18 protein-coding genes are annotated in these 20,830 nt (G+C 57.7%); 6 read left to right on the forward strand and 12 right to left on the reverse strand.

The window, feature by feature from the left end:
* Positions 1-54: 54 nt before the first annotated feature.
* Both K0B93_RS04815 and K0B93_RS04820 read right to left on the reverse strand, forming a co-directional pair.
* Entirely contained in the window at positions 55-825 is a 771-nt protein-coding gene (locus K0B93_RS04815; RefSeq protein WP_219866126.1) for an SDR family oxidoreductase, read from the reverse strand.
* A gap of 55 nt (positions 826-880) precedes the next feature.
* Entirely contained in the window at positions 881-1,801 is a 921-nt protein-coding gene (locus K0B93_RS04820; protein WP_219866127.1) for an ROK family protein, read from the reverse strand.
* 206 nt (positions 1,802-2,007) lie between these two features.
* Here K0B93_RS04820 and dusA point away from each other — a divergent pair, with 206 nt between their 5' ends.
* The 5 genes from dusA to K0B93_RS04845 all read left to right on the forward strand — a co-directional run bounded on the left by dusA (position 2,008) and on the right by K0B93_RS04845 (position 6,537).
* The gene (dusA, locus tag K0B93_RS04825) at positions 2,008-3,042 is read left to right on the forward strand and encodes a tRNA dihydrouridine(20/20a) synthase DusA (RefSeq protein ID WP_219866128.1); all 1,035 of its coding nucleotides are present in this window, start codon (positions 2,008-2,010) and stop codon (positions 3,040-3,042) included.
* A 117-nt stretch (positions 3,043-3,159) separates the two neighbouring features.
* Entirely contained in the window at positions 3,160-4,125 is a 966-nt protein-coding gene (gene tal, locus K0B93_RS04830; protein WP_219866129.1) for a transaldolase, read from the forward strand.
* A 32-nt stretch (positions 4,126-4,157) separates the two neighbouring features.
* Complete coding sequence (locus K0B93_RS04835; RefSeq protein WP_219866130.1) at positions 4,158-4,604, forward strand: TerB family tellurite resistance protein; 447 nt, start codon at positions 4,158-4,160, stop codon at positions 4,602-4,604.
* Positions 4,605-4,618: 14 nt separating this feature from the next.
* Positions 4,619-5,746 (forward strand): 3-deoxy-7-phosphoheptulonate synthase, encoded by a 1,128-nt coding sequence (locus K0B93_RS04840; protein WP_219866131.1) that lies wholly within the window; start codon positions 4,619-4,621, stop codon positions 5,744-5,746.
* Positions 5,743-6,537, forward strand: coding sequence for a glycerophosphodiester phosphodiesterase (locus K0B93_RS04845; RefSeq protein WP_219866132.1), 795 nt, complete (start codon positions 5,743-5,745; stop codon positions 6,535-6,537). The genes K0B93_RS04840 and K0B93_RS04845 overlap by 4 nt, the downstream gene beginning before the upstream one ends.
* A 7-nt stretch (positions 6,538-6,544) precedes the next feature.
* On the opposite strand, the gene sthA is transcribed toward K0B93_RS04845, so the two are convergent.
* The 10 genes from sthA to K0B93_RS04895 all read right to left on the reverse strand — a co-directional run bounded on the left by sthA (position 6,545) and on the right by K0B93_RS04895 (position 17,031).
* On the reverse strand, positions 6,545-7,936 hold the full coding sequence (gene sthA, locus K0B93_RS04850) for a Si-specific NAD(P)(+) transhydrogenase (protein WP_219866133.1): 1,392 nt from the start codon (positions 7,934-7,936) through the stop codon (positions 6,545-6,547).
* 58 nt (positions 7,937-7,994) lie between these two features.
* On the reverse strand, positions 7,995-8,243 hold the full coding sequence (gene nqrM, locus K0B93_RS04855) for a (Na+)-NQR maturation NqrM (RefSeq protein WP_219866134.1): 249 nt from the start codon (positions 8,241-8,243) through the stop codon (positions 7,995-7,997).
* A 12-nt stretch (positions 8,244-8,255) separates the two neighbouring features.
* Positions 8,256-9,305 (reverse strand): FAD:protein FMN transferase, encoded by a 1,050-nt coding sequence (locus K0B93_RS04860; RefSeq protein ID WP_219866135.1) that lies wholly within the window; start codon positions 9,303-9,305, stop codon positions 8,256-8,258.
* A gap of 9 nt (positions 9,306-9,314) precedes the next feature.
* Positions 9,315-10,541, reverse strand: coding sequence for an NADH:ubiquinone reductase (Na(+)-transporting) subunit F (gene nqrF, locus K0B93_RS04865; protein WP_218634827.1), 1,227 nt, complete (start codon positions 10,539-10,541; stop codon positions 9,315-9,317).
* 37 nt (positions 10,542-10,578) lie between these two features.
* Positions 10,579-11,187, reverse strand: a complete 609-nt coding sequence (gene nqrE / locus K0B93_RS04870; protein WP_219866136.1) for an NADH:ubiquinone reductase (Na(+)-transporting) subunit E — start codon at positions 11,185-11,187, stop codon at positions 10,579-10,581.
* Positions 11,187-11,852, reverse strand: coding sequence for an NADH:ubiquinone reductase (Na(+)-transporting) subunit D (locus tag K0B93_RS04875; protein WP_219866137.1), 666 nt, complete (start codon positions 11,850-11,852; stop codon positions 11,187-11,189). Before K0B93_RS04875 ends, nqrE begins: the two co-directional genes overlap by 1 nt.
* 2 nt (positions 11,853-11,854) lie before the next feature.
* Positions 11,855-12,658, reverse strand: a complete 804-nt coding sequence (locus tag K0B93_RS04880; protein WP_219866138.1) for a Na(+)-translocating NADH-quinone reductase subunit C — start codon at positions 12,656-12,658, stop codon at positions 11,855-11,857.
* The gene (locus K0B93_RS04885) at positions 12,651-13,859 is read right to left on the reverse strand and encodes an NADH:ubiquinone reductase (Na(+)-transporting) subunit B (protein ID WP_219866139.1); all 1,209 of its coding nucleotides are present in this window, start codon (positions 13,857-13,859) and stop codon (positions 12,651-12,653) included. Before K0B93_RS04885 ends, K0B93_RS04880 begins: the two co-directional genes overlap by 8 nt.
* Positions 13,860-13,863: 4 nt before the next feature.
* A complete protein-coding gene (locus K0B93_RS04890) occupies positions 13,864-15,210 on the reverse strand; it encodes a Na(+)-translocating NADH-quinone reductase subunit A (RefSeq protein WP_219866140.1) in 1,347 nt (448 codons plus the stop codon).
* A 351-nt stretch (positions 15,211-15,561) separates the two neighbouring features.
* Positions 15,562-17,031 carry a glyceraldehyde-3-phosphate dehydrogenase gene (locus K0B93_RS04895; RefSeq protein ID WP_219866141.1) on the reverse strand — a complete coding sequence of 490 codons (1,470 nt, stop codon included), beginning with the start codon at positions 17,029-17,031 and terminating at the stop codon, positions 15,562-15,564.
* A gap of 236 nt (positions 17,032-17,267) precedes the next feature.
* On the opposite strand from K0B93_RS04895, the gene mfd reads away from it, so the two are divergent.
* A complete protein-coding gene (gene mfd, locus K0B93_RS04900; protein WP_219866142.1) occupies positions 17,268-20,801 on the forward strand; it encodes a transcription-repair coupling factor in 3,534 nt (1,177 codons plus the stop codon).
* The last annotated feature ends 29 nt before the right edge of the window (positions 20,802-20,830 follow it).

Genomic DNA, 20,830 nt, shown 5'->3' on the forward strand with positions numbered 1-20,830 from the left:
GCTATGCAGCATAACAAATGGACAGCCACCCGTCCCATAAACAAACCGGAAGCATCAGCCCTGACGCAGCTTCTTCAGGACCGCCCGTGTAACCGAGGCCGGAGCCGAGCGCGCGACCGGCCAGAGTGCCTTGAATTGGGCCGAGACGGGCCGATGCAGGCGCGGGGAACGCACCTGCTCCCACACCTCTCTGGCAACGTCCTCGGGCTTGAGGTTGATGCCGAGGCTGCTGAAGAGCTGCGACGCACCGGCGTTGGCTTCGACCATACCGGTTTTGACAAACGGCGGCATAATATCGCAGACCCGGATTCCATGCGCTTCCCATTCGATATCCAGTGCCTCGGTGAGGGCGCGTACGGCGTGCTTACTGGCCGAGTATGAGGCGAAATCCGGTGTCCCATAAGCCGCCGAGGCCGAACTCATATTAACGACCACTGAACCCGGCGTGGCTTTCAAATAGGGGAAGGCTGCCTGCAAAACATTCATCAGGCCAATCACATTGATCTCAATCACCGCCCTGTGATCCGCGATATCAATGCATTCAAAGCGGCCAACTCTTAAGATACCCGCGTTATTGTGCAACGCGTCAATGGTGCCACCGGTGCAATCTGCGAATTTCGACAGGGCGCCAATGACATCCTTTTCATCGGTTACATCCATAACATGAATGGAGCATACACTCTCACCCAGTTCAGCCTGAAGGTCGTTAAGCGCCGGTTGATCGAGATCCCCTGCGCCAACAAACCAGCCTTTTGAAGCGAACAGACGTGCGGTTTCCCGGCCGATTCCGGCACCTGCTCCGGTAATGAAAATGGACTTGGTCAAGGTTACTTTTCCTTTTTTGTTATTGATCAAAGTTGCTCAGGGAGGTCTCCCAGACTTAGCTAAGGTTTTCCCCTCCCAACCAAGCGGCTCCCCGAACTCCACTGGAATCCCCATGAACCGCCCGCTTGATAGGGGTTGTGCACTCGCCACCGAACACATATTTAGACAGTCGACCTGGCAAGTCCTCGTATATTGGCTCGGCGTTACTCATCCCCCCACCCAGCACAATAATGCCCGGGTCCAACACATTGATCACAGCCGCCAGGCCGCGAGCCAGGTGTTCCAGGTACTGGTTCATTGTTTCGCAGGCTTGATGGTCCCCGTTGTGAGCCTGATCGACGAGGTTTCGGGCGGGCTGGTGTTTTCCGGTGATCAGTCGGTGGGTGAGCGATAGCCCCGTTCCGGAGACGAAGGTTTCGTTGCAGCCACGGCGACCGCAGAAGCATGGGCGTTGTTCCAGTTCAGCCTGTGAGGTCCAGGCCAGTGGGTTATGCCCCCACTCCCCGGCTACGCCGTTGGGGCCAGTGAGTATCTGGCCGTTCACGCTGATGCCTGCCCCACAGCCCGTTCCCAGTATGGCTGCAAATACGGTGTGGTGGCTCTTCCCTGCTCCGTCAGTGGCCTCTGAGAGAGCCAGGCAGTTGGCGTCGTTGGTGAGGGTGACGGGCCGCTGCAATAGGTTGCAGAGGTGCTCCTGCATCGGTTGACCGTTTAACCAGGTGGAGTTGCTGTTCTTTATGCAGCCGGTAATACCGGAAACGCTGCCAGGTATGCCCATGCCTACGGGGATTGCGGTTGAGCCTGCCTGGGCTTCGGCTTCCTGCACCAGCACGCGTATGGTTTCGAGAGTAGCGGAGTAATCATCTGCGGGGGTGGGGACGCGGTTCCTGAAATGTTCCTTACTCTGCCGGTCCATCAAGATGACCTCGGTTTTGGTGCCACCCAAGTCAACACCGATAAGCCAATTGTTATTCATGGTTGTCTCGATTTTGATTCGCCCCTTATGAAAATACGTCTTCATAGTAGTTGAGGGAACCATAACGGGGATTCATAAAGATCAAGAGCTGGCAGTTTCGCCAAAGCCCTACGGAAATCTGTCGGTCAAGCCTGTTAAACTACACAGGCATTATCACCGTAATAACCCCCAAGATATTGTTTATCAGCTGAAAACAGGTTACCAACATGTCAGCAACGCCATCACTGGACGCCGCTATTCACAATTCCGGCCCCTCACGCCGCTTCTGCGTGGCCCCGATGATGGATTGGACCACAAGTCATTACCGGTATCTGGCCCGCTTGCTGAGCCGCAACACCCTGCTCTACACGGAAATGGTGACTACCGGCGCCCTGATCCACGGCGACACCGAACGGTTCCTGCGTCACGATCCGGCGGAATACCCATTGGCACTGCAACTGGGTGGCAGCAATGCCGGCGAACTCGCTCATTGTGCGAAACTGGCCGAGCAGTTTGGATTTAACGAGGTAAACTTGAACGTCGGCTGCCCCAGCGACCGGGTGCAGAACAACATGATTGGCGCATGTCTGATGGGCCACCCTGACAAGGTGGCCGAGGGCGTGAGTGCGATGATCGAAGCAACCAGCCTTCCGGTAACGGTCAAGCATCGCATCGGTATTGACGGCCGGGAATCCTGGGATGACCTTTGCGAGTTCATTGAAAAAGTCGCGGCAGCAGGCTGCCGGACTTTCATCGTTCATGCCCGGATTGCGATCCTTGAAGGCCTGAGCCCCAAGGAGAATCGCGATATCCCACCGCTCAAGTACGACTGGGTCTACCGCCTGAAAGAAACGTACCCGGAGCTCGAAATCATTATCAACGGGGGCATCAAGACCTTTGACGAGTGTCACGAGCACCTTGAACGTACTGACGGCGTGATGCTGGGCCGGGAGGCCTATCACAACCCCTGGCTACTGGCGGGCGTTGACGCGGAGTTCTTTGGTGATGCCGCGCCAAGCCGTTCTCGCCATGAGGCGCTCAGGGCCATGTATCCCTTTATCGAGAGTGAACTTGAGCGCGGCGTATTTCTCACCCATATGTCACGCCACCTGCTCGGTCTGTTCCACGGTGTGCCCGGAGGCCGTCAGTTCCGGCGCTACATCAGCGAAAATGCCCACAAACCCGGGGCCGGACTGGAAGTCATACAGACAGCGCTCGAGAAGGTCAGGGAACCGGAACGCTCTGCCATTGCCGAAGCTTAATCAACCCCAGACCTTTTGTTGTCTTGTTCCTGTCAGAGCGGCCCGTTATTGTAGGCATAGAGCCAGCATCCGGGAGTCGGATGCATCAATAACAGATCAGCCGGGACGACAGGACGAATGACGAACAAGCTTGAACAACTGAAGACCATGACTACCGTGGTGGCCGATACCGGCGACCTCGACGCCATTGCCAAGTGGCGGCCGGAAGATGCCACCACCAACCCTTCTTTGCTGCTGAAAGCGGCCGCATCCGATGCCTACAGGCCCATGCTGGACAAGGCAGTTACGGAAGCCCGTCGTCATGGCGGCTCCGACGCCGAACAGCTCACCGTCGCTACCGATACGCTGGCAGTACTGGCCGGACGGGAGATCCTGAATCTGATTCCGGGCGTGGTCTCCACCGAAGTAGACGCACGGCTGTCCTTCGACACGGCCGGCACGCTGGAGCGGGCCCGCCGTCTGGTTGACCTCTACGACAGGCAGGGCGTCGATACCAGCCGGGTGCTGATCAAGATCGCTTCCACCTGGGAAGGTATTCGTGCCGCCGAGCAACTGGAAAAGGAAGGCATTCGCTGTAACCTGACCCTGCTGTTTTCCTTCATCCAGGCGGCTGCCTGCGCCCAGGCCGGCGCCTTCCTGATCTCGCCATTTGTTGGCCGGATACTGGATTGGCACCTGGCCAACAGCGGCCGTGACAGCTTCCCCGCTGCCGAAGACCCGGGCGTCCTGTCAGTCTCTCGAATCTACGATTACTACAAGGCCAACGGTTACGGCACAGTGGTCATGGGAGCGAGTTTCCGCAACATCGGCGAAATCGAAATGCTCGCAGGGTGTGATCGATTGACGATCAGCCCGACTCTCCTGCAGGAACTGCAGGACGACAATACCAATCTGACTCGCAAACTGTCGGCTGAGGGTGCCAGCTCACCGGACCGGCCCGGCACCATCAACGAGCGCCTGTTCCGCTGGGAATCCAACGAAGACGCGATGGCAACCGAGAAGCTCGCGGACGGTATCCGGCGCTTCACCGCCGACCAAATTGAACTGGAACACCGCGTCCGGCAGTTGGCCAAAGCGGCCTGAATTCAATGTGAACGGAGCCTTGCTGTCCCATCATGATAGAGCATCTGAAAAAGTTGTTTGCCGGCCCGGAGACGGGAGCATCCGAACCTGACCCGCATCAGCTCGCGGTTGCAGCCACGGCGCTGATGGTGCAGCTTTCCCGGATCGACCAGAATGAGGACGAGCGGGAACTGCAGACCATCGTGGACTGCGCAGTAAAGGCGCACCAGGTAACCCGGGAGGAGGCAGAGGAGATCCTTGAGGATGCCCTCGACCATGCCGAAGACGCGACCTCCATGTACGAGTTCACCGGCCAGATCAATGAGCACCTGAATCAGCATGCCAAGCAGGTGCTGCTCGAGAGTATCTGGCGGGTGGCGTTTGCGGACGGCCGCATCGACAAGTACGAAGAACACCTGATACGCCGCATGGCAGACCTGCTGCATCTTAATCACCGGGAGTACATGCAGGCACGGCACCGGGCGGAGAGTTCCGGTTAAGACAAGGAGAAAGCATGTTAGCCATTCTTCACCCCAACACCTCGCTGGACGACGATGCCTATCGCCAGACCATGCACTATCTGGAAAACCTGCCGGGGGTGTCTGTTCGGGTCCATGAAATCCAGGGCGCCAGCCAGCGCCTGACCGAGATCTACCTGCTGGGGGATACCAAATCCCTCGACAAGGAAGAAATAGAGGCCCTGCCCGCCGTCGAACGTGCGATCCGGATTTCCGATGACTACCGCATACTCGGACGCCACCGGGATGATCGCCGCCAAAGCGGCTTTACCTACAATGGCGTCGAGTTCAGTCAGTCCAACCTGAACGTGTTTGCGGGTCTTTGTGCGGTCGATGTTCCGGAGCATGTGGAAATGATGATGCAGGCTCTGGAGGACAATGGCGAAGTCTGTACCCGGATGGGGGCCTACAAGCCTCGTACCAATCCTTACTCGTTCCAGGGGCACGGAAAAGGCTGCCTGCCCTGGGTTTTCGAGAAAGCGGGCAAGCATGGCATCAAGGTGGTCGCCATGGAGATCACCCATGAGAGCCATATTGAGGAAATCGATACCTGCCTCGAAAAGCTCGGACGTCCGACCGGAGTCATGCTGCAGGTTGGCACGCGAAACACCCAGAATTTTGAACTTCTCAAGGCAATCGGCCGCCAGAGCACCTACCCGGTCCTGCTCAAGCGTGGGTTCGGGATTACCCTGAACGAATCCCTGAATGCCGCCGAATACCTGGCAAGCGAAGGCAACGCCAACGTCATTTTCTGCCTGAGGGGGATGAAAACCGAAGCCGGCCAGCCCCACCGGAACATGGTCGACTTCGCCCATGTGCCAGCAGTCAAACGCTTGACCCGGATGCCAGTGTGCGTTGATCCGTCCCACTCAGTGGGCAGTCGGGAGAAATCACCGGACGGCGTGCTGGATGTCATGCATGCCACCGCGCAGGGAGTCATTGCGGGGGCCAATATGGTTCTGGTGGACTTCCACCCCAAACCCGAGAAAGCCCTGGTAGACGGGCCCCAGGCCCTTCTGATGAACGAGTTGCCCGCCTACCTAGAGGACATCCGGCTCTGCCACGACACCTGGAAGAAACGACAAGCCATTTACCAACGCCTTAAAGGTGAAGCCACAGAATGATTGTGTACGGACACAGAGGAGCCAAGGGAGAAGCTCCGGAAAATACCCTGCCCGGTTTCGTCCATGCCTACCGGCACGGAATTCGCCACTTTGAGCTGGACCTGGTCCTGTCAAAAGATGGTAAACCGGTGCTGGTGCACGATCTGTCGGTGGACCGCACTACCGGCCAGAAAGGCGATGTCAGCAGCTACACCGCTGCCGAGCTGGCGGATATGGACGCTCGGCGCAACACCAGCTCCTGGCCCCGGAAGATCGGAATCCCCACCCTTGAGGATCTGCTGGATCAGTTCGATGATCTGCAGCACCTCCAGCTCGAGGTCAAAAAAGATAGCCGGCACCGCCTGAATATCCTGTGCAACCGTGTCACCGAGATTATCCAGCGGCGGGACCTCTACGAGACGGCCGCCATTACCTCTTCAGACACCTGGTTCCTGAAGCAGATCCGGCGCCGGAACAAGCGCATCCGGATCGGGCTGGTGGCCGAGCGCAAGTTCCCGCGGCCGCTGAATATCGCCACGAGACTCGGCTGTGACTACCTGTGCCTGAACTGGAAGCTGTGCTCGAAGGAACTAGTGGCAAATGCACACCGCAAGGAGCTGCACGTCTCTACCTGGACGGTCAACCGGATCCACGACATGCTGCAACTGGAGGAGATGGGCGTGGACAGTATCATCACCGATTATCCGACCAGCACCCGGATATTCTTTGATAACCGCGCCAGGGCGCTGCTATCCCTGCCCTCCTCCAAAGCCGACAACCTATCGGGCGGCGAAGCGCTCTCCGCAGGCTGACCCCGGATCAGAAGATCCGGTTCAGGCCGTTCAGCGCCGCGACCCGATAGGCTTCTGCCATAGTCGGATAGTTGAACGTGGTATTGATGAAGTAGTTCAGAGAATTGGCATCCCCTTTCTGGTTCATGATGGCCTGGCCGATGTGAACGATCTCTGCTGCCTGGTCCCCGAAACAGTGGATGCCCAGGATTTCACGGCTCTCACGGTGGAACAGAATTTTCAGCATGCCGACAGCTTCCCCGGTGATCTGAGCCCGCGCCAGGTCCTTGAAAAAGGCCTGGCCGACTTCGTAGGGAACCTTGGCCTCGGTCAACTCACGCTCGGTTTTACCAACGGAACTGATCTCCGGGATCGTGTAGATACCGGTGGGTACGTCCGAGACAAACCGGAAATATTCGTCCTTTACGATGTCTGAGGACGCAGACCGCCCCTGGTCGTAGGCGGCGCTGGCCAGGCTCGGCCAGCCGATCACATCACCCGCCGCGTAGACATTCTCCACTTCGGTCCGGTAATGCTCATCCACGGCCAATTGCCCACGGCCATTTGGCACCAGACCAATGTTGTCGAGCCCGAGCGATTCGGTGTTGCCGCTGCGGCCATTACACCAGAGGAAGGCATCTGCCCTGATTTTCTTGCCCGACTGCAGGGACAGAACCACGCCGTGATCATCGCCGTCCACCTTCTCGTACTGCTCGTTGTGCCGCACGAGCACACCGTTATTTCGCAGGTGGTAGCTGAGCGCATCGGAGATTTCATCATCCAGGAAGGACAACAACCGGCTTCCCGGGTTGATCAGATCAACCTTGACCCCCAGGCCGGCAAATATTGAGGCATACTCCGATCCGATAACACCGGCACCGTAAATAATCAGCGTCCGTGGTGTGTGGGACAGGTTCAGGATGGTATCGGAGTTGTAAATCCGGTGGTGACGGAAATCAACGTCAGGCGGCAGATACGGGCGGGAGCCGGTTGCAATGATCGCCTGCTTGAAATGCAGGGTCTCAACCGATTTGTTGCCCCGGATTTCCAGCCGGTGACTATCGAGAAATGAGGCACGACCGTTGATCAGATCTACCCGGTTCCGCGAGTAAAACTGGGTTCTCAGCTTTACCTGCTTGCCGATCACCTTCTGGGCGTTCTGAAGTACCCGTGGGAACGAGAACCAGCGAGGCTCTCCGATATCGCGGAACATCTGATTGGTATTGAATGTGATGATCTGCTTGACCGAGTGGCGCAGGGCCTTGGAAGGAATGGTGCCCCAGTGGGTGCAGTTACCGCCGACGGTGGGCTTGTCTTCGATGATAGCGACACGTTTACCGTGTTTCGTCGCATTCATCGCCGCACCTTCACCGGAAGGCCCAGCGCCGATAACGACGACGTCGTAATGATGTTCTGCCATGCGCGCAGTGACTCCTTATCTACGTCGTGGAAAGGTATTTTTAATTATTGAACGTGTATCAGTGCTTGCCGGTCTCGCTGGCGTCGTAAGCAAGGCTGTCAGCAGTTTTGCCCTCGCTGGCGCCACGCTGATTCTCCTCCTCGCATTTCTGGGTGTTGCCACCGCAGATGTCGCAGGACTGACTGATACCCAGCGCTCCAATCCCGCCGCAGGTACCGCTGATCGGTTTACGACCCAAAATCACACCGATGGACATGGCCGCAACCAGCAGGACCACGATAAACAAAACAAGAAGAAAGGTACCCATGTTGCCCTCCCTTTACTGAGTCACAAATGACGAAAACGCCGGCGTCTGATGCGTTTCAAAGCCGTCTTCCGTCCGAATGATGAAATAGGCCGGGATGTTCTCCCTGGTGGCAAGCGCTTCCGCCCGCTCGTAACCCATCACGTTAAAGCCGGTCGCCAAGGCGTCGGCTGTCATGCAGTTATCAGCGATTACCGTAACCGACGCCAGATTATGGGCTATCGGCTTACCCGTTTTCGGGTCTATTGTATGGGAATAACGCCGACCATCCGATTCGTAATAGTTACGATAGTCACCAGACGTTGCCATGGCGCGGTTCTCCAGCGCGATAACGCGGTTCACCTGCCGCCCTTCCGACATCGGCTGCTCTATCGCCAGGCGCCAGGCGTCACCGCCCGGTTTGCGTCCGCGAACCCGGACTTCACCGCCAATTTCCACCAGATACGCTTCGATGCCTTCACTGTCGAGGTAACGGGAAACGACGTCAACCCCGTAGCCTTTGGCAATAGCCGACAAATCGATGTACTGGGGTACCGAGGTTCGTACCGCCGGCGGCGACTCCCTCAACTCAAGCTTATCGTGACCAGTCGCGGCCAGGACGGCTTCCAGTTCCTGATCGGACGGCACATGCTCGGGGCGCGCCTCCGGGCCAAACCCCCACAGATTCACCACCGGACCGACGGTAACATCGAAGGCTCCGTCGGTCAGCGCTGACACTTCGTCAGCGCGCTTCAGGACCTCAAGCAGTGGCTCCGATATTGGAATCCACGTCGATTGGTCGTCCACACTATTGAACTTCGACAGCTCGGAATCCGGCCGCCACGTGGACATGGAGGCATCAACCTTCTCCAGCTCGGTCTCGATCCCTGCTGCCAGAGTCTCCAGCCGCGACTGGTCTTCGGTCAATACGACATTGATGTGATAACTGGTGCCAAATATCGGGCCGGAGATTTCCCAGACCTTTTCTTCGGGCTCAAACGAACAACCCGCCAGAGCGGCCGCGGCCAGCACCAATACAATGCTGGCCAGGGCTACCCTGACGGGTCGAAGCATGCAGGATGTCATCTGAGCTGATTAACCCCCGAAGTCATCCAGCATGATGTTTTCGTCTTCAACACCCAGATCTTTCAGCATCTTGATCACGGAGGCGTTCATGATTGGGGGACCGCACATGTAGAACTCACAGTCTTCCGGAGCCGGGTGGTCCTTCAGGTACTTCTCGTAAAGCACGTTGTGGATGAAGCCAGTCGGGCCTTCCCAGTTGTCTTCCGGAAGCGCGTCCGAAAGCGCCACATGCCACTCGAAGTTGTCGTTCTCTTCCTGGAGCATGTCGAAGTCTTCCACGTAGAACATCTCGCGGACGCTCCGTGCACCGTACCAGAAGCTGATCTTGCGTTTGGAATTCAGGCGCTTCAGCTGGTCGAAGATGTGCGACCGCATGGGTGCCATGCCGGCACCACCCCCGATGAACACCATCTCGGCGTCGGTCTTCTTGGCGAAGAATTCACCGAACGGCCCCATCACCGTCACCTTGTCACCCGGCTTCATGTTGAAGACGTAGGTCGACATGATTCCGGGGGGATGATCAGTACCGGGAGGCGGCGTGGCAATACGGATGTTGAACTTGAGTACGCCTTTCTCTTCGGGATAGTTCGCCATGGAGTAAGCCCGAATGGTCTCCTCCTTGTTCACACCCCGGTAGCGCCAGATGTCGTGCTTGTCCCAATCCTCGTGGAACTCTTCTTCGATATCGAAATCCTTGAAGCTGATATCGTAAGGAGGACATTCAAGCTGTACGTAGCCGCCAGCACGGAAATCAACTTCCTCGCCCTCAGGCAGCTTGAGCACCAGCTCCTTGATGAAGGTGGCCACATTGTGGTTCGAGATAACCTCGCATTCCCACTTCTTGACGCCGAAGAACTCTTCAGGAACCTCGATTTTCATGTCCTGCTTTACAGGAACCTGGCAGGACAGGCGCCAGCCTTCCTTTTCTTCGCGATTGGTGAAGTGCGTCTTTTCCGTAGGCAGCATCGCACCGCCACCCTCTAGAACCTTACACTTGCACTGGGCGCAGGTACCACCGCCGCCACACGCTGAGGACAGGAAGATTCCCTGGTTGGCCAGGGTACCCAGCAGTTTCCCGCCCGCACCGGTCTTCATGGTGTGTTCGGGATCGTCATTGATCTCAATAGTCACATCACCGGTGCTTACCAGCCTGGAGCGGGCCGCAAGAATTACTGCGACCAGCGCCAGAACGATAACGGTGAACATGACCACGCCGAGAATAATTTCTGTATTCATGGTCTCGCCTTTTCGTTAAACCGAATCACCGGGTGAGTTACAGAGAAATGCCGGAAAAGGACATGAAGCCCAGGGACATCAGACCTACGGTAATGAAGGTGATACCCAGGCCACGAAGACCTTCCGGAACATCGCTGTACTTCAACTTCTCGCGGATACCGGCCAGCGCAATGATGGCCAGCGCCCAGCCCAGGCCGGCGCCAAAGCCGTACACCAGGCTTTCGCCGAAGGTATAGTCCCGCTCGACCATGAACAGTGACGCACCCAGAATGGCGCAGTTCACGGTGATCAGGGGCAGGAACACACCCAGGGCGGCGTAGAGAGCCGGGATATACTTGTCCAGAACCATTTCCATGATCTGGACAATGGCCGCGATTACACCAATGTACGTCAGCAAGCCGAGAAAGCTCAGATCAACGTTCGGCAGACCAGCCCAATCCAGCGCGCCCTCACGCAGGATGCTGTTATACAGCAGGTTGTTCACCGGCACGGTGACGGTCAGCACGACCACAACGGCTATGCCGAGACCGGTAGCAGCCTCGATTTTCTTGGAGATCGCCAGGAAGGTACACATCCCCAGGAAGAAGGCCAGTGCCATGTTCTCTACGAAAACGGCCTTAACGATCAAACTGATATAGTGTTCCATCAGAAGGCCTCCTTGGCGGTGTGGCGAGACATCTTGTAATCCGCGTCTTCAACCTGCTCCGGCTTCCAGGTGCGAAGCCCCCAGATCGCCAGGCCAATGATGAAGAACGCGCTCGGCGGGAGCAGCAGCAGACCGTTCGGAATGTACCAGCCACCCTCGTTTACGGTCGGCATCAGGGACACACCAAACAGAGAGCCGGCACCCAGCAGTTCCCGGAAGAACGCCACGAACAGAAGAAGAACGGAGTAACCCAGACCGTTACCGATACCGTCGAGGAAGCTCAGCCATGGACCATTCTTCATCGCAAAGCCTTCGGCCCGCCCCATAACGATACAGTTGGTAATGATCAGGCCAACGAAGACCGACAACTGCTTACTGATCTCGTAAGCGTAGGCCTTAAGGATCTGATCAACCACAATCACCAGCGACGCGATGATCGTCATCTGGACGATGATCCGGATGCTGCCCGGAATCTGGGACCGCACCAGGGACACCGCCAGGTTGGAGAACGCCGTTACGGAAATAACCGCAAGACACATGACGATGGTCACGTTCATGCTGGTGGTGACGGCCAGCGCCGAACAGATCCCGAGGATCTGCAAGGCAATGGGGTTGTTACTAAAAATTGGTTCGAAGAGAACCTGTTTGGCTGATGCATCTGCCATGATCAGACCTCCCCTTCACGAAGTTTTTGCAGGAACGGCGCATAGCCCCGGTCACTCATCCAGTAGTTAACCAGCTGCTGAACACCACGGCTGGTCAGGGTCGCACCGGAGAGTGCATCGACCTTGTGCTCTTTGTCCGCTGCATCCGCGCTGACGCCGCCTTTGACCAGACGAATCTGGGGCTCGGTCAGCTCGCCATCATAGACTTCCTTGCCTACCCACTGCTTTTTCCAGCGTGGGTTGTCGACTTCACCACCCAGACCCGGTGTCTCCGCGTGGGCATAGAAGCCCAGGCCTTCAACAGTATTCAGGTCACCTTCCAGCGAGATGAAACCATACAGGGTAGACCACAGGCCGTAACCGTGAATCGGTAGCACCACACGAGTCACCTTACCATCTTCACTCATGGTATAGACCTTGGCGATGTTCGGGCGACGCTTGATGCCGGCCTTATCTTCGGAGGAGGGGATGTCCGTGGACAGCTCCGGATCCGAGGCGGCCTTGTACATGTCGTACTTCATCGGGTCCTTGACGCCGACCACTGACGGTTCGACGTACTCACCGGTATCCAGGTCAACCAGACGAACCTCGAAACGCTCGAACAGCTCTTCGATTTCCTGTGCACTCGACCCCTGCGGCAGCATACCGGCCGACGACAGGATGTTGGTCTTGATGTCCAGGTTCTGGTTCTGGATCTGGGCCGGCTTGAGCATTACCGCTGCGGTGGACACCACAACGGAGAACACGATACTCAACACCAGAGCAACGATCAGCGTTCTGGAGACGGTTTCTTTAGCTTTAGCCACGAGCAAGCCTCCGTTTGATGTTGGCCTGAACCACGTAGTGATCCATCAGCGGCGCGAACAGGTTGGCGAACAGGATGGCGAGCATGATGCCTTCCGGGAACGCCGGGTTAACTACACGGATGAGCACAGTCATCACGCCAACCAGAATGCCGAAACACCAGCGGCCGGTGTTGGTCATCGCCGCTGAGACCGGATCGGTGGCCATGAACATCATGCCAAAGGCAAAGCCGCCCATGACAAGGTGCCAGTGCGCCGGAATGGCAAACATCGGGTTAGTGTCCGAACCGACCAGGTTGAACAGAAGGGAGGTCGCTATCATGCCAATCAGCACACCCCCAACGATGCGGTAGCTGGCAATTTTCATAACCAACAGGATGATACCACCGATCAGCACCGCCAGCGTGGAGGTTTCACCCATGGAGCCCTGAATGGTGCCCATGAACGCGTGCATCCAGCCAATCTGCTCTTTCAGCGCGTCCAGGCCACCACTGGCAGCCCAGCTCAATGCTGTCGCACCACTGAAACCGTCAACCGCAGTCCAGACGGTATCACCGGAAATCTGAGCAGGATAGGCGAAGTACAGGAACGCACGACCGGTCAGCGCCGGGTTCAGGAAGTTCTTGCCGGTACCGCCGAAAACTTCCTTGCCAATCACTACACCGAAGGTAATACCCAGGGCCACCTGCCACAAAGGAATGGTGGGCGGGCAGATCAGCGCGAACAGGACCGATGTGACAAAAAAGCCTTCGTTGACCTCGTGGCGACGCACGGTGGCAAACAGCACCTCCCAGAAGCCACCGACAACAAACGTCACAAAGTAGATAGGCACGAAATAGGCCATACCATAAACGAAGTTGTCCCAGAGGCCCGCTCCGGCTCCTGTGACCGCCAGAGCCTGAATAAAGGCTGTACGCAGGCCGCCGTCGCCAACCAGTGCATCCGGATTGGACGCCAGGAAGCTGTTGGCCTGAAAACCGATGTTCCACATACCGAAGAACATCGCCGGGAAGGTACACAACCACACCGTGATCATAATGCGCTTGAGGTCAACACCGTCGCGCACGTGGGCCGTGGTGGATGTCACCTTGCCCGGTGTGTAGAAGATGGTATCAACGGCCTCGTACAAGGCATACCAGCGCTCGTACTTGCCACCTTTTTCAAAATGATGCTCGATTCCATCGAGAAACTGTCTGATAGCCATCGTATTAGCCCTCGATCTCGATTCGGGTCAGATTCTCGCGGAGAATCGGACCGTATTCATATTTACCCGGGCACACGAAGGTGCACAGCGCCAGATCCTCTTCATCCAGCTCCAGGGCACCGAGCTTCTGCGCCATTTCGGTATCGCCAACAATCAGCGAACGGAGCAGCTGGGTCGGGAGGATGTCCAGAGGCATGATCTGTTCATAGGCACCAACCGGCACCATGGCGCGCTCGCTGCCGTTGGTGGTGGTGGTGAAATTGAACAGTTTGCCGCCAGTCAGCTTGGACAGATAGATGTTGAGCACCGAGAACTTGTTGGGACCCGGAGAGAGCCAGCCCATGAATTCACGCTTGGTGCCCTCTTCCAGCACCGACACCTGGTTGGCAAAGCGCCCCAGGTATGCACAGGGACCGTCCCCCCGGCGACCGCCGAAGACAGAACCGGAGATAGCGCGGACTTCGCAGTCGGTGGCAACTTCGCCATCCAGCAGTTCTGGCAGGCTGGCGCCGAGACGGGTGCGAACCAGACGCGGCTTTTGCGCCTTCGGGCCAGCAATGGCAACAATGCGCTCAACCGGCACTTCACCGGTCTCGAACAGCTTGGCGATGTCGATCACGTCCTGGTAATTGATGGACCAGACAGTCTTGCTGCCGGACACCGGATCCAGGTGATGAATGTGGGTGCCGACGTTCCCCGCCGGATGCACACCATCGAACTGGTGCACTTCAATGTTATCGGCCTTGGGAACAGCGACATCGGAACCGGGTTTACCGGTCACGAACACCTTGCCTGCGGTCAGCTTGGACAGAATCGTCAGCCCCTGCTCGAACGCCTTGCTGTTCTCACCGATGATGACGGTCGGGTCCGCAGCCAGCGGATTGGTGTCCATCACCGACACGAAAATGGAATGGGGAGCGCTGTCGATAACAGGGACTTTGCTGTAGGGGCGGGTCTTGAACGCAGTCCACAGACCGGATTCTACCAGGTTGTCGACTACCTGCTGGCGCTCCAGACCGGCAAGATCAGCGTCGTTGTATCGGGCAAAGGTCTCAGCCTCGTCACCATCGATTTCAATGACAACCGACTGAAACACGCGACGCTCACCGCGGTTGATTTCTTTCACCACGCCGGCAGCGGGTGATGTATAACGAACGCCTTCGGTCTTCTTGTCCGTGAACAGCAGCGTGCCGCGCTTGACGCGGTCCCCTTCTTTCACAGCCATCGTCGGCTTCATGCCGTTGTAGTCAAAACCGATCAACGCCACGTGGCGAACGGGTTTGCCCTCTGTAATGGTCTGTTCGGGAGCGCCGCTGATGGGAAGATCCAGGCCTTTCTTGATCTTGATCATTAGCCTCATCCAATCATCAGAAACTATTCTATGGATTAGTAACGCCCGGCCCCTGCGACCCAGGTTTCCTCTCCGGTTTGCACCAGACGGTCGCCCCAAAGTAACGAAAGCGGTTACCGCCTGAAAGCGGCCCGACTTTCGATGCAGGAAAAGATGAGAAACTGGGTGCCAGACATACCCAAAATCGCGCCAATTATAGAGATTAAGGAAACCTATTTCCACCAGAAACCGGAACGGGTTTGTGCCCGAACGTAAACCCCCGCAGGCCACAGTTTCCACAAACAAAAACCCCGGCAACTTTCGTTACCGGGGTTTTTGCAGACGTTACGCACTAACTAAAGCGCGTTTCGATCAGTCGCGTGCACGTTTCGGGAAGATCGGGTAAGTCACACCCGCCATCTGGTTCACGACACGGACGACCTGGGCGCTATAACCGAATTCGTTGTCGTACCATACGTACAGGATGAGACGCTTGCCACCGGCGATGGTCGCCTGGGCATCAACCACACCCGCATGACGGGAACCGACGAAGTCGGTGGAGACCACTTCCGGAGAGTTCACGAAGTCAATTTGCTTCTGCAGCTCTGAATGCAGCGCCATGTCGCGCAGGTACTCGTTCACACCCTCAACGTCGACATCCTTCTTCAGGTTGAGGTTGAGGATCGCCATGGAAACGTTCGGGGTCGGAACCCGGATCGCGTTGCCGGTCAGCTTGCCCTTGAGCTCGGGCAGCGCCTTGGCAACCGCCTTGGCGGCGCCGGTTTCGGTGATAACCATGTTCAGGGGCGCACTGCGGCCGCGACGGCTGCCCTTGTGGTAGTTATCGATGAGGTTCTGGTCGTTGGTGTAGGAGTGAACCGTCTCAACGTGGCCGTCCTCAATACCGTATTCGTCGTCAATCGCCTTCAGTACCGGGGTAATGGCGTTGGTCGTGCAGGACGCCGCGGAAAGAATCTTGTCGTCGTCGGTGATCCAGTCGTTGTTGATGCCATAGACGATGTTCTTGATATCGCCCTTGCCCGGCGCGGTCAGAATGACCCGACTCACACCTTTGGACTTCAGGTGCAGCCCCAGGCCGGCCTCGTCGCGCCATTTGCCCGTGTTGTCGATAACGATGGCGTTGTTGATGCCATACTGAGTGTAATCCACCTTGTCCGGACCGTCAGAGTAGATCACTTTGATGTAGTTGCCGTTGGCGATCAGCGCCGACTCTTCTTCGTTGACGGTAATGGTGCCATCAAAAGGCCCATGCACAGAGTCGCGGCGCAGGAGGCTGGCACGCTTCTCCAGGTCGTTCTCGGCGCCACCATTGCGTACCACGATGGCCCGCAGACGCAGATTGTTGCCACCGCCGGCCTTCTCGATCAGGATCCGGGCGAGCAGACGGCCGATACGCCCAAAGCCGTACAGCACCACGTCCTTGGTGTCATTGTTCGCGTCTTCTTCGGACTGGGCCGCGTACTGACCTACAACCGGACCGATTTCGCGCTTGAGGAACTCGACGAGATCGCCGCCCTCCTCTTTGAACTTGACCGCCAGCTTGCCAATATCAACGTGCGCACGACCCAGTTCCAGGGTATCCATGGCCTGCAGGATAGGCAGGGTGTCATGAACGGACAGCTCACTGTCTTCGACCTGGCGAACAAAGCGATGGGCACGGATGATATCGATCACGGACTGGTTGATAATGGCGCGACCATAAACGGACGTGACCACGTTATTCTTGCGGTAGAGACGGCCAATCAACGGAATCATGGTTTCCGCAGTAGACTCTCTTTCCGTCCAGTTAGACAGGTGCTGATTGATCTGTTCGTGACTCACGGCTGGGACCTCTGTATAGCACTGGTAAGAAATTTGGGCGCACATTATCCAACTTAAACACCGGAACGGCAAATACGGACTAATTACACCTTCGTAAACACAACCGACAGCAACCTGCCGAGCGCCAAAACCGAAACCCGTGGCCGGCATCGCAACCATGACACCACTTCGCGCGGGCGTTAGAATACGCGCCTCGCCGTCTCCCGGTCACCCAAAGCAGGAGAACTTGACTGCCCATGAGCCAAGGTGCATCCACACCAAGAACACCCCAAGCGCTGATTGCTCCGGCCTTTCCGGATAAACCCTCAGATCACCGTACGTGGGGACAATTGTATGGCAGCAGCGACGCCTTGGCTATTTGCGAAAGTGCCCGTGCCCACCGAGGACTGACGCTTGTCATTACTCGCAGCACCAGCGATGCCATCCGACTTGAGCAGGCAATGCGATTCTTCCTGGGCCTGCCGGCCGACGAGGAAGGCGCTGCCATCACCGGGGACGGCCTGGAATTGCTGTCGCTGCCCGATTGGGAAACCCTGCCCTACGACCTGTTCTCGCCTCATCAGGACATCACCTCGCGGCGCATTCGCACCCTGCACCGCCTGCCGTCCACCCGTCACGGCGTGCTCGTTGTGCCGGCTCGGACCCTGATGCACAGACTGCCGCCGGTCAATTACCTGCAGGGCAACACCTTACTGCTCGAGGTGGGCCAGTCGCTGGATATCGACACCTGGCGCCTGCAACTCGAAGCCGCCGGCTATCGCCATGCGGAGAACGTCTATGAGCACGGCGAATATGCGGTCCGAGGCGCAATTCTCGACATCTATCCGATGGGCTCCAACCTGCCCTATCGCATCGACCTGTTTGATGACGAAATTGAAACCCTGCGCACTTTCGATCCGGAAACCCAAAGGTCCATCGACCGAATCGAGCAAATAGAACTGCTGCCGGCCTTCGAGTTTCCGTGGCACAAGGAGGCCCGTTCCGGCTTCCGTAACCGCTGGTTTGAGCAGTTTCCCGATGCCGACAAAGATGCGCCCATCTACAAAGACGTATCGAACGCCATCACACCACCGGGTATCGAGTACTACCTGCCGCTGTTTTTCGACGATACGGCGACCTTGTTTGACTACCTGCCCGGCAAGACCCAGGTCTTTACGGCCGAGAGCCTGAACGAAGCGGTTAGCCTCTTCGACTCCGAAACCCGCAACCGCTATGAGGACCGACGCCACGACCGGATGCGGCCGATCCTGCCGCCGACCCGCCTGTTCCTGCAGCAGGATGAACTCTTTGGCCACCTGAAAGCCTTCCCAAGGGTCACTACCCAGGAAGAGCCGGCAACCGGCGCAGGCGCTGAAAACTGCGCCAGTGAACGTCTTCCGGACGTTGCCATGGACGGACGGGCGGCAGACCCTGCGGGCCGACTCAAACGCTACCTGAATGAGTTCACCGGCCGCGTGCTGATCTGTGCGGAATCATCAGGACGCCGCGAAGCGCTGATTGAGAATCTCGGCGACCACCAGCTCAAGCCCGTTACCCGTGAAAACTGGCAGGCGTTCCTGGACGACGAACAGTGCACGCTGGGCATCACCATTGCCCCGATGGAACAAGGCCTGGCACTTCCGGAACGGCACATTGCCCTGATTACCGAGACCGCCCTGTTCGGCGAGCGGGTTCTTCAGCGCCGGCGCCGGCAGAAACCGACCGAAGCGGACGACGCCGGGTATCGGGATCTGTCTGAACTGCGAATTGGTGCCCCGGTGGTGCACATTGATCATGGCGTTGGCCGGTACCAGGGCCTTGAGACCATCACCGTCGAGGGCGAGTCCAACGAATTCCTGAAGCTGGAATACGCCGGCGGCTCGAACCTCTATGTGCCGGTCTCCAGCCTTCACCTGATCTCCCGCTATGCCGGAAACGATACCGACCATGCGCCACTGCACAAGCTTGGAAACGAGCGCTGGAGTCACGCCAAACAGAAAGCACTGGAGAAAATTCGCGATACCGCGGCGGAACTTCTTGATGTCTACGCCCGTCGCGAGGCCCGCAAGGGCTTCAGCTTTGACGATCCGAAAGAGGCATACCGGGCCTTTGCAGCGGACTTCCCGTTCGAGGAAACGCCCGACCAGGAAGTCGCAATCCAGGCGGTCTTCGAGGACATGACCAGCGAACGCCCGATGGACCGGCTGGTGTGCGGCGACGTTGGCTTCGGCAAGACCGAGGTCGCTATGCGGGCAGCCTTCATGGCCACCTATTCCGGCAAGCAGGTAGCTGTACTGGTCCCGACAACACTGCTGGCCCAGCAGCACTACGAGTCATTCCGAGACCGGTTCTCCGATACCGCCGTCAACGTCGAGCTGCTCAGTCGTTTTCGCAGCTCCGGCCAGACCAGCAAGGCTCTGGAGGCCATTGAAGCGGGCAAAGCGGACATCGTCATCGGCACCCACAAACTGCTGCAGGGCGATGTCAGGTTCAAGAATCTCGGCCTGGTGATTATCGACGAGGAGCACCGGTTCGGTGTTCAGCAAAAAGAAAAACTGAAAGCATTGCGGGCAGAAGTCGACATGCTGGCCCTGACCGCCACGCCAATCCCGCGCACCCTGAACATGGCCATGGGGCACCTGCGGGACCTGTCGATCATTGCCACCCCGCCGGCCCGACGCCTGTCAGTGAAGACCTTCGTCCGCCAGCGGGACGACGCCATGGTCAAGGAAGCCATCCTGCGGGAGATCCTCCGGGGCGGTCAGGTGTACTTCCTGCATAACGATGTTGCTACCATCGAAAAGACCGCTGAGGATCTGCGTCGTCTGATACCCGAGGCCCGCGTCGGTGTGGCCCACGGCCAGCTGCGGGAGCGGGTGCTCGAACAGATCATGTCGGACTTCTACCACAAGCGCTTTAATGTGCTGGTGTGCAGCACCATCATCGAGACCGGCATCGACATCCCCAGTGCCAACACCATCATCATCGAGCGCGCGGACAAGTTTGGCCTCGCCCAACTGCATCAACTCCGGGGCCGGGTTGGCAGATCCCACCACCAGGCTTACGCCTACCTGCTGACACCTCCACCGAGATCCATCAGCTCCGATGCGAAAAAGCGGCTGGACGCCATTGCCGAATCCCAGGACCTGGGCGCAGGCTTTATGCTCGCTACCCATGATCTGGAGATCCGGGGCGCGGGGGAACTGCTGGGCGAGGAGCAAAGCGGGCAGATTGAAAGCATCGGATTTACGCTCTACATGCAACTGCTGGACGAGGCGGTGAAGGCCATCCGTGAAGGTCGGACCCCGAATGCGGACCTGCCACTGAGTCACGGCACGGAAATGAACCTGCGGATTCCGGCGCTGGTTCCCGAAGACTACCTGCCTGATGTCCATAACCGGCTGATGCTGTACAAGCGTATTGCCAGCGTCGACAACAAAGCAGCATTAAAAGAACTTCAGGTTGAGATGATTGACCGCTTCGGATTGTTACCGGAACCTACCAAGAACCTGATGCGTCAGACCGAGTTGCGACTGCAGGCCGAAGGGCTTGGCATTGTGCAGGTCGATGCCGGCAAGGAGTGGGCAAGGCTCGAGTTTGGCGGATCGACGCCCGTTGACCCGTTGGTTCTGGTTAAAAAAGTGCAATCCTCACCGGACCAGTACCGACTGGAAGGGGCCAACAGCTTCCGTTTTCGGCTGAAGGACGCGTCCACCGGTGGTAAACTCGACGGCATTTCCGAAATGCTTGGCGAACTGGCACCCGCGAAAACGGCTGCAAACGCCTCATGAACGCCCGATTCACACTTGGAGTAATACCC

The organism is Marinobacter sp. F4218 (assembly GCF_019443085.1).
GTDB lineage: Bacteria > Pseudomonadota > Gammaproteobacteria > Pseudomonadales > Oleiphilaceae > Marinobacter > Marinobacter albus.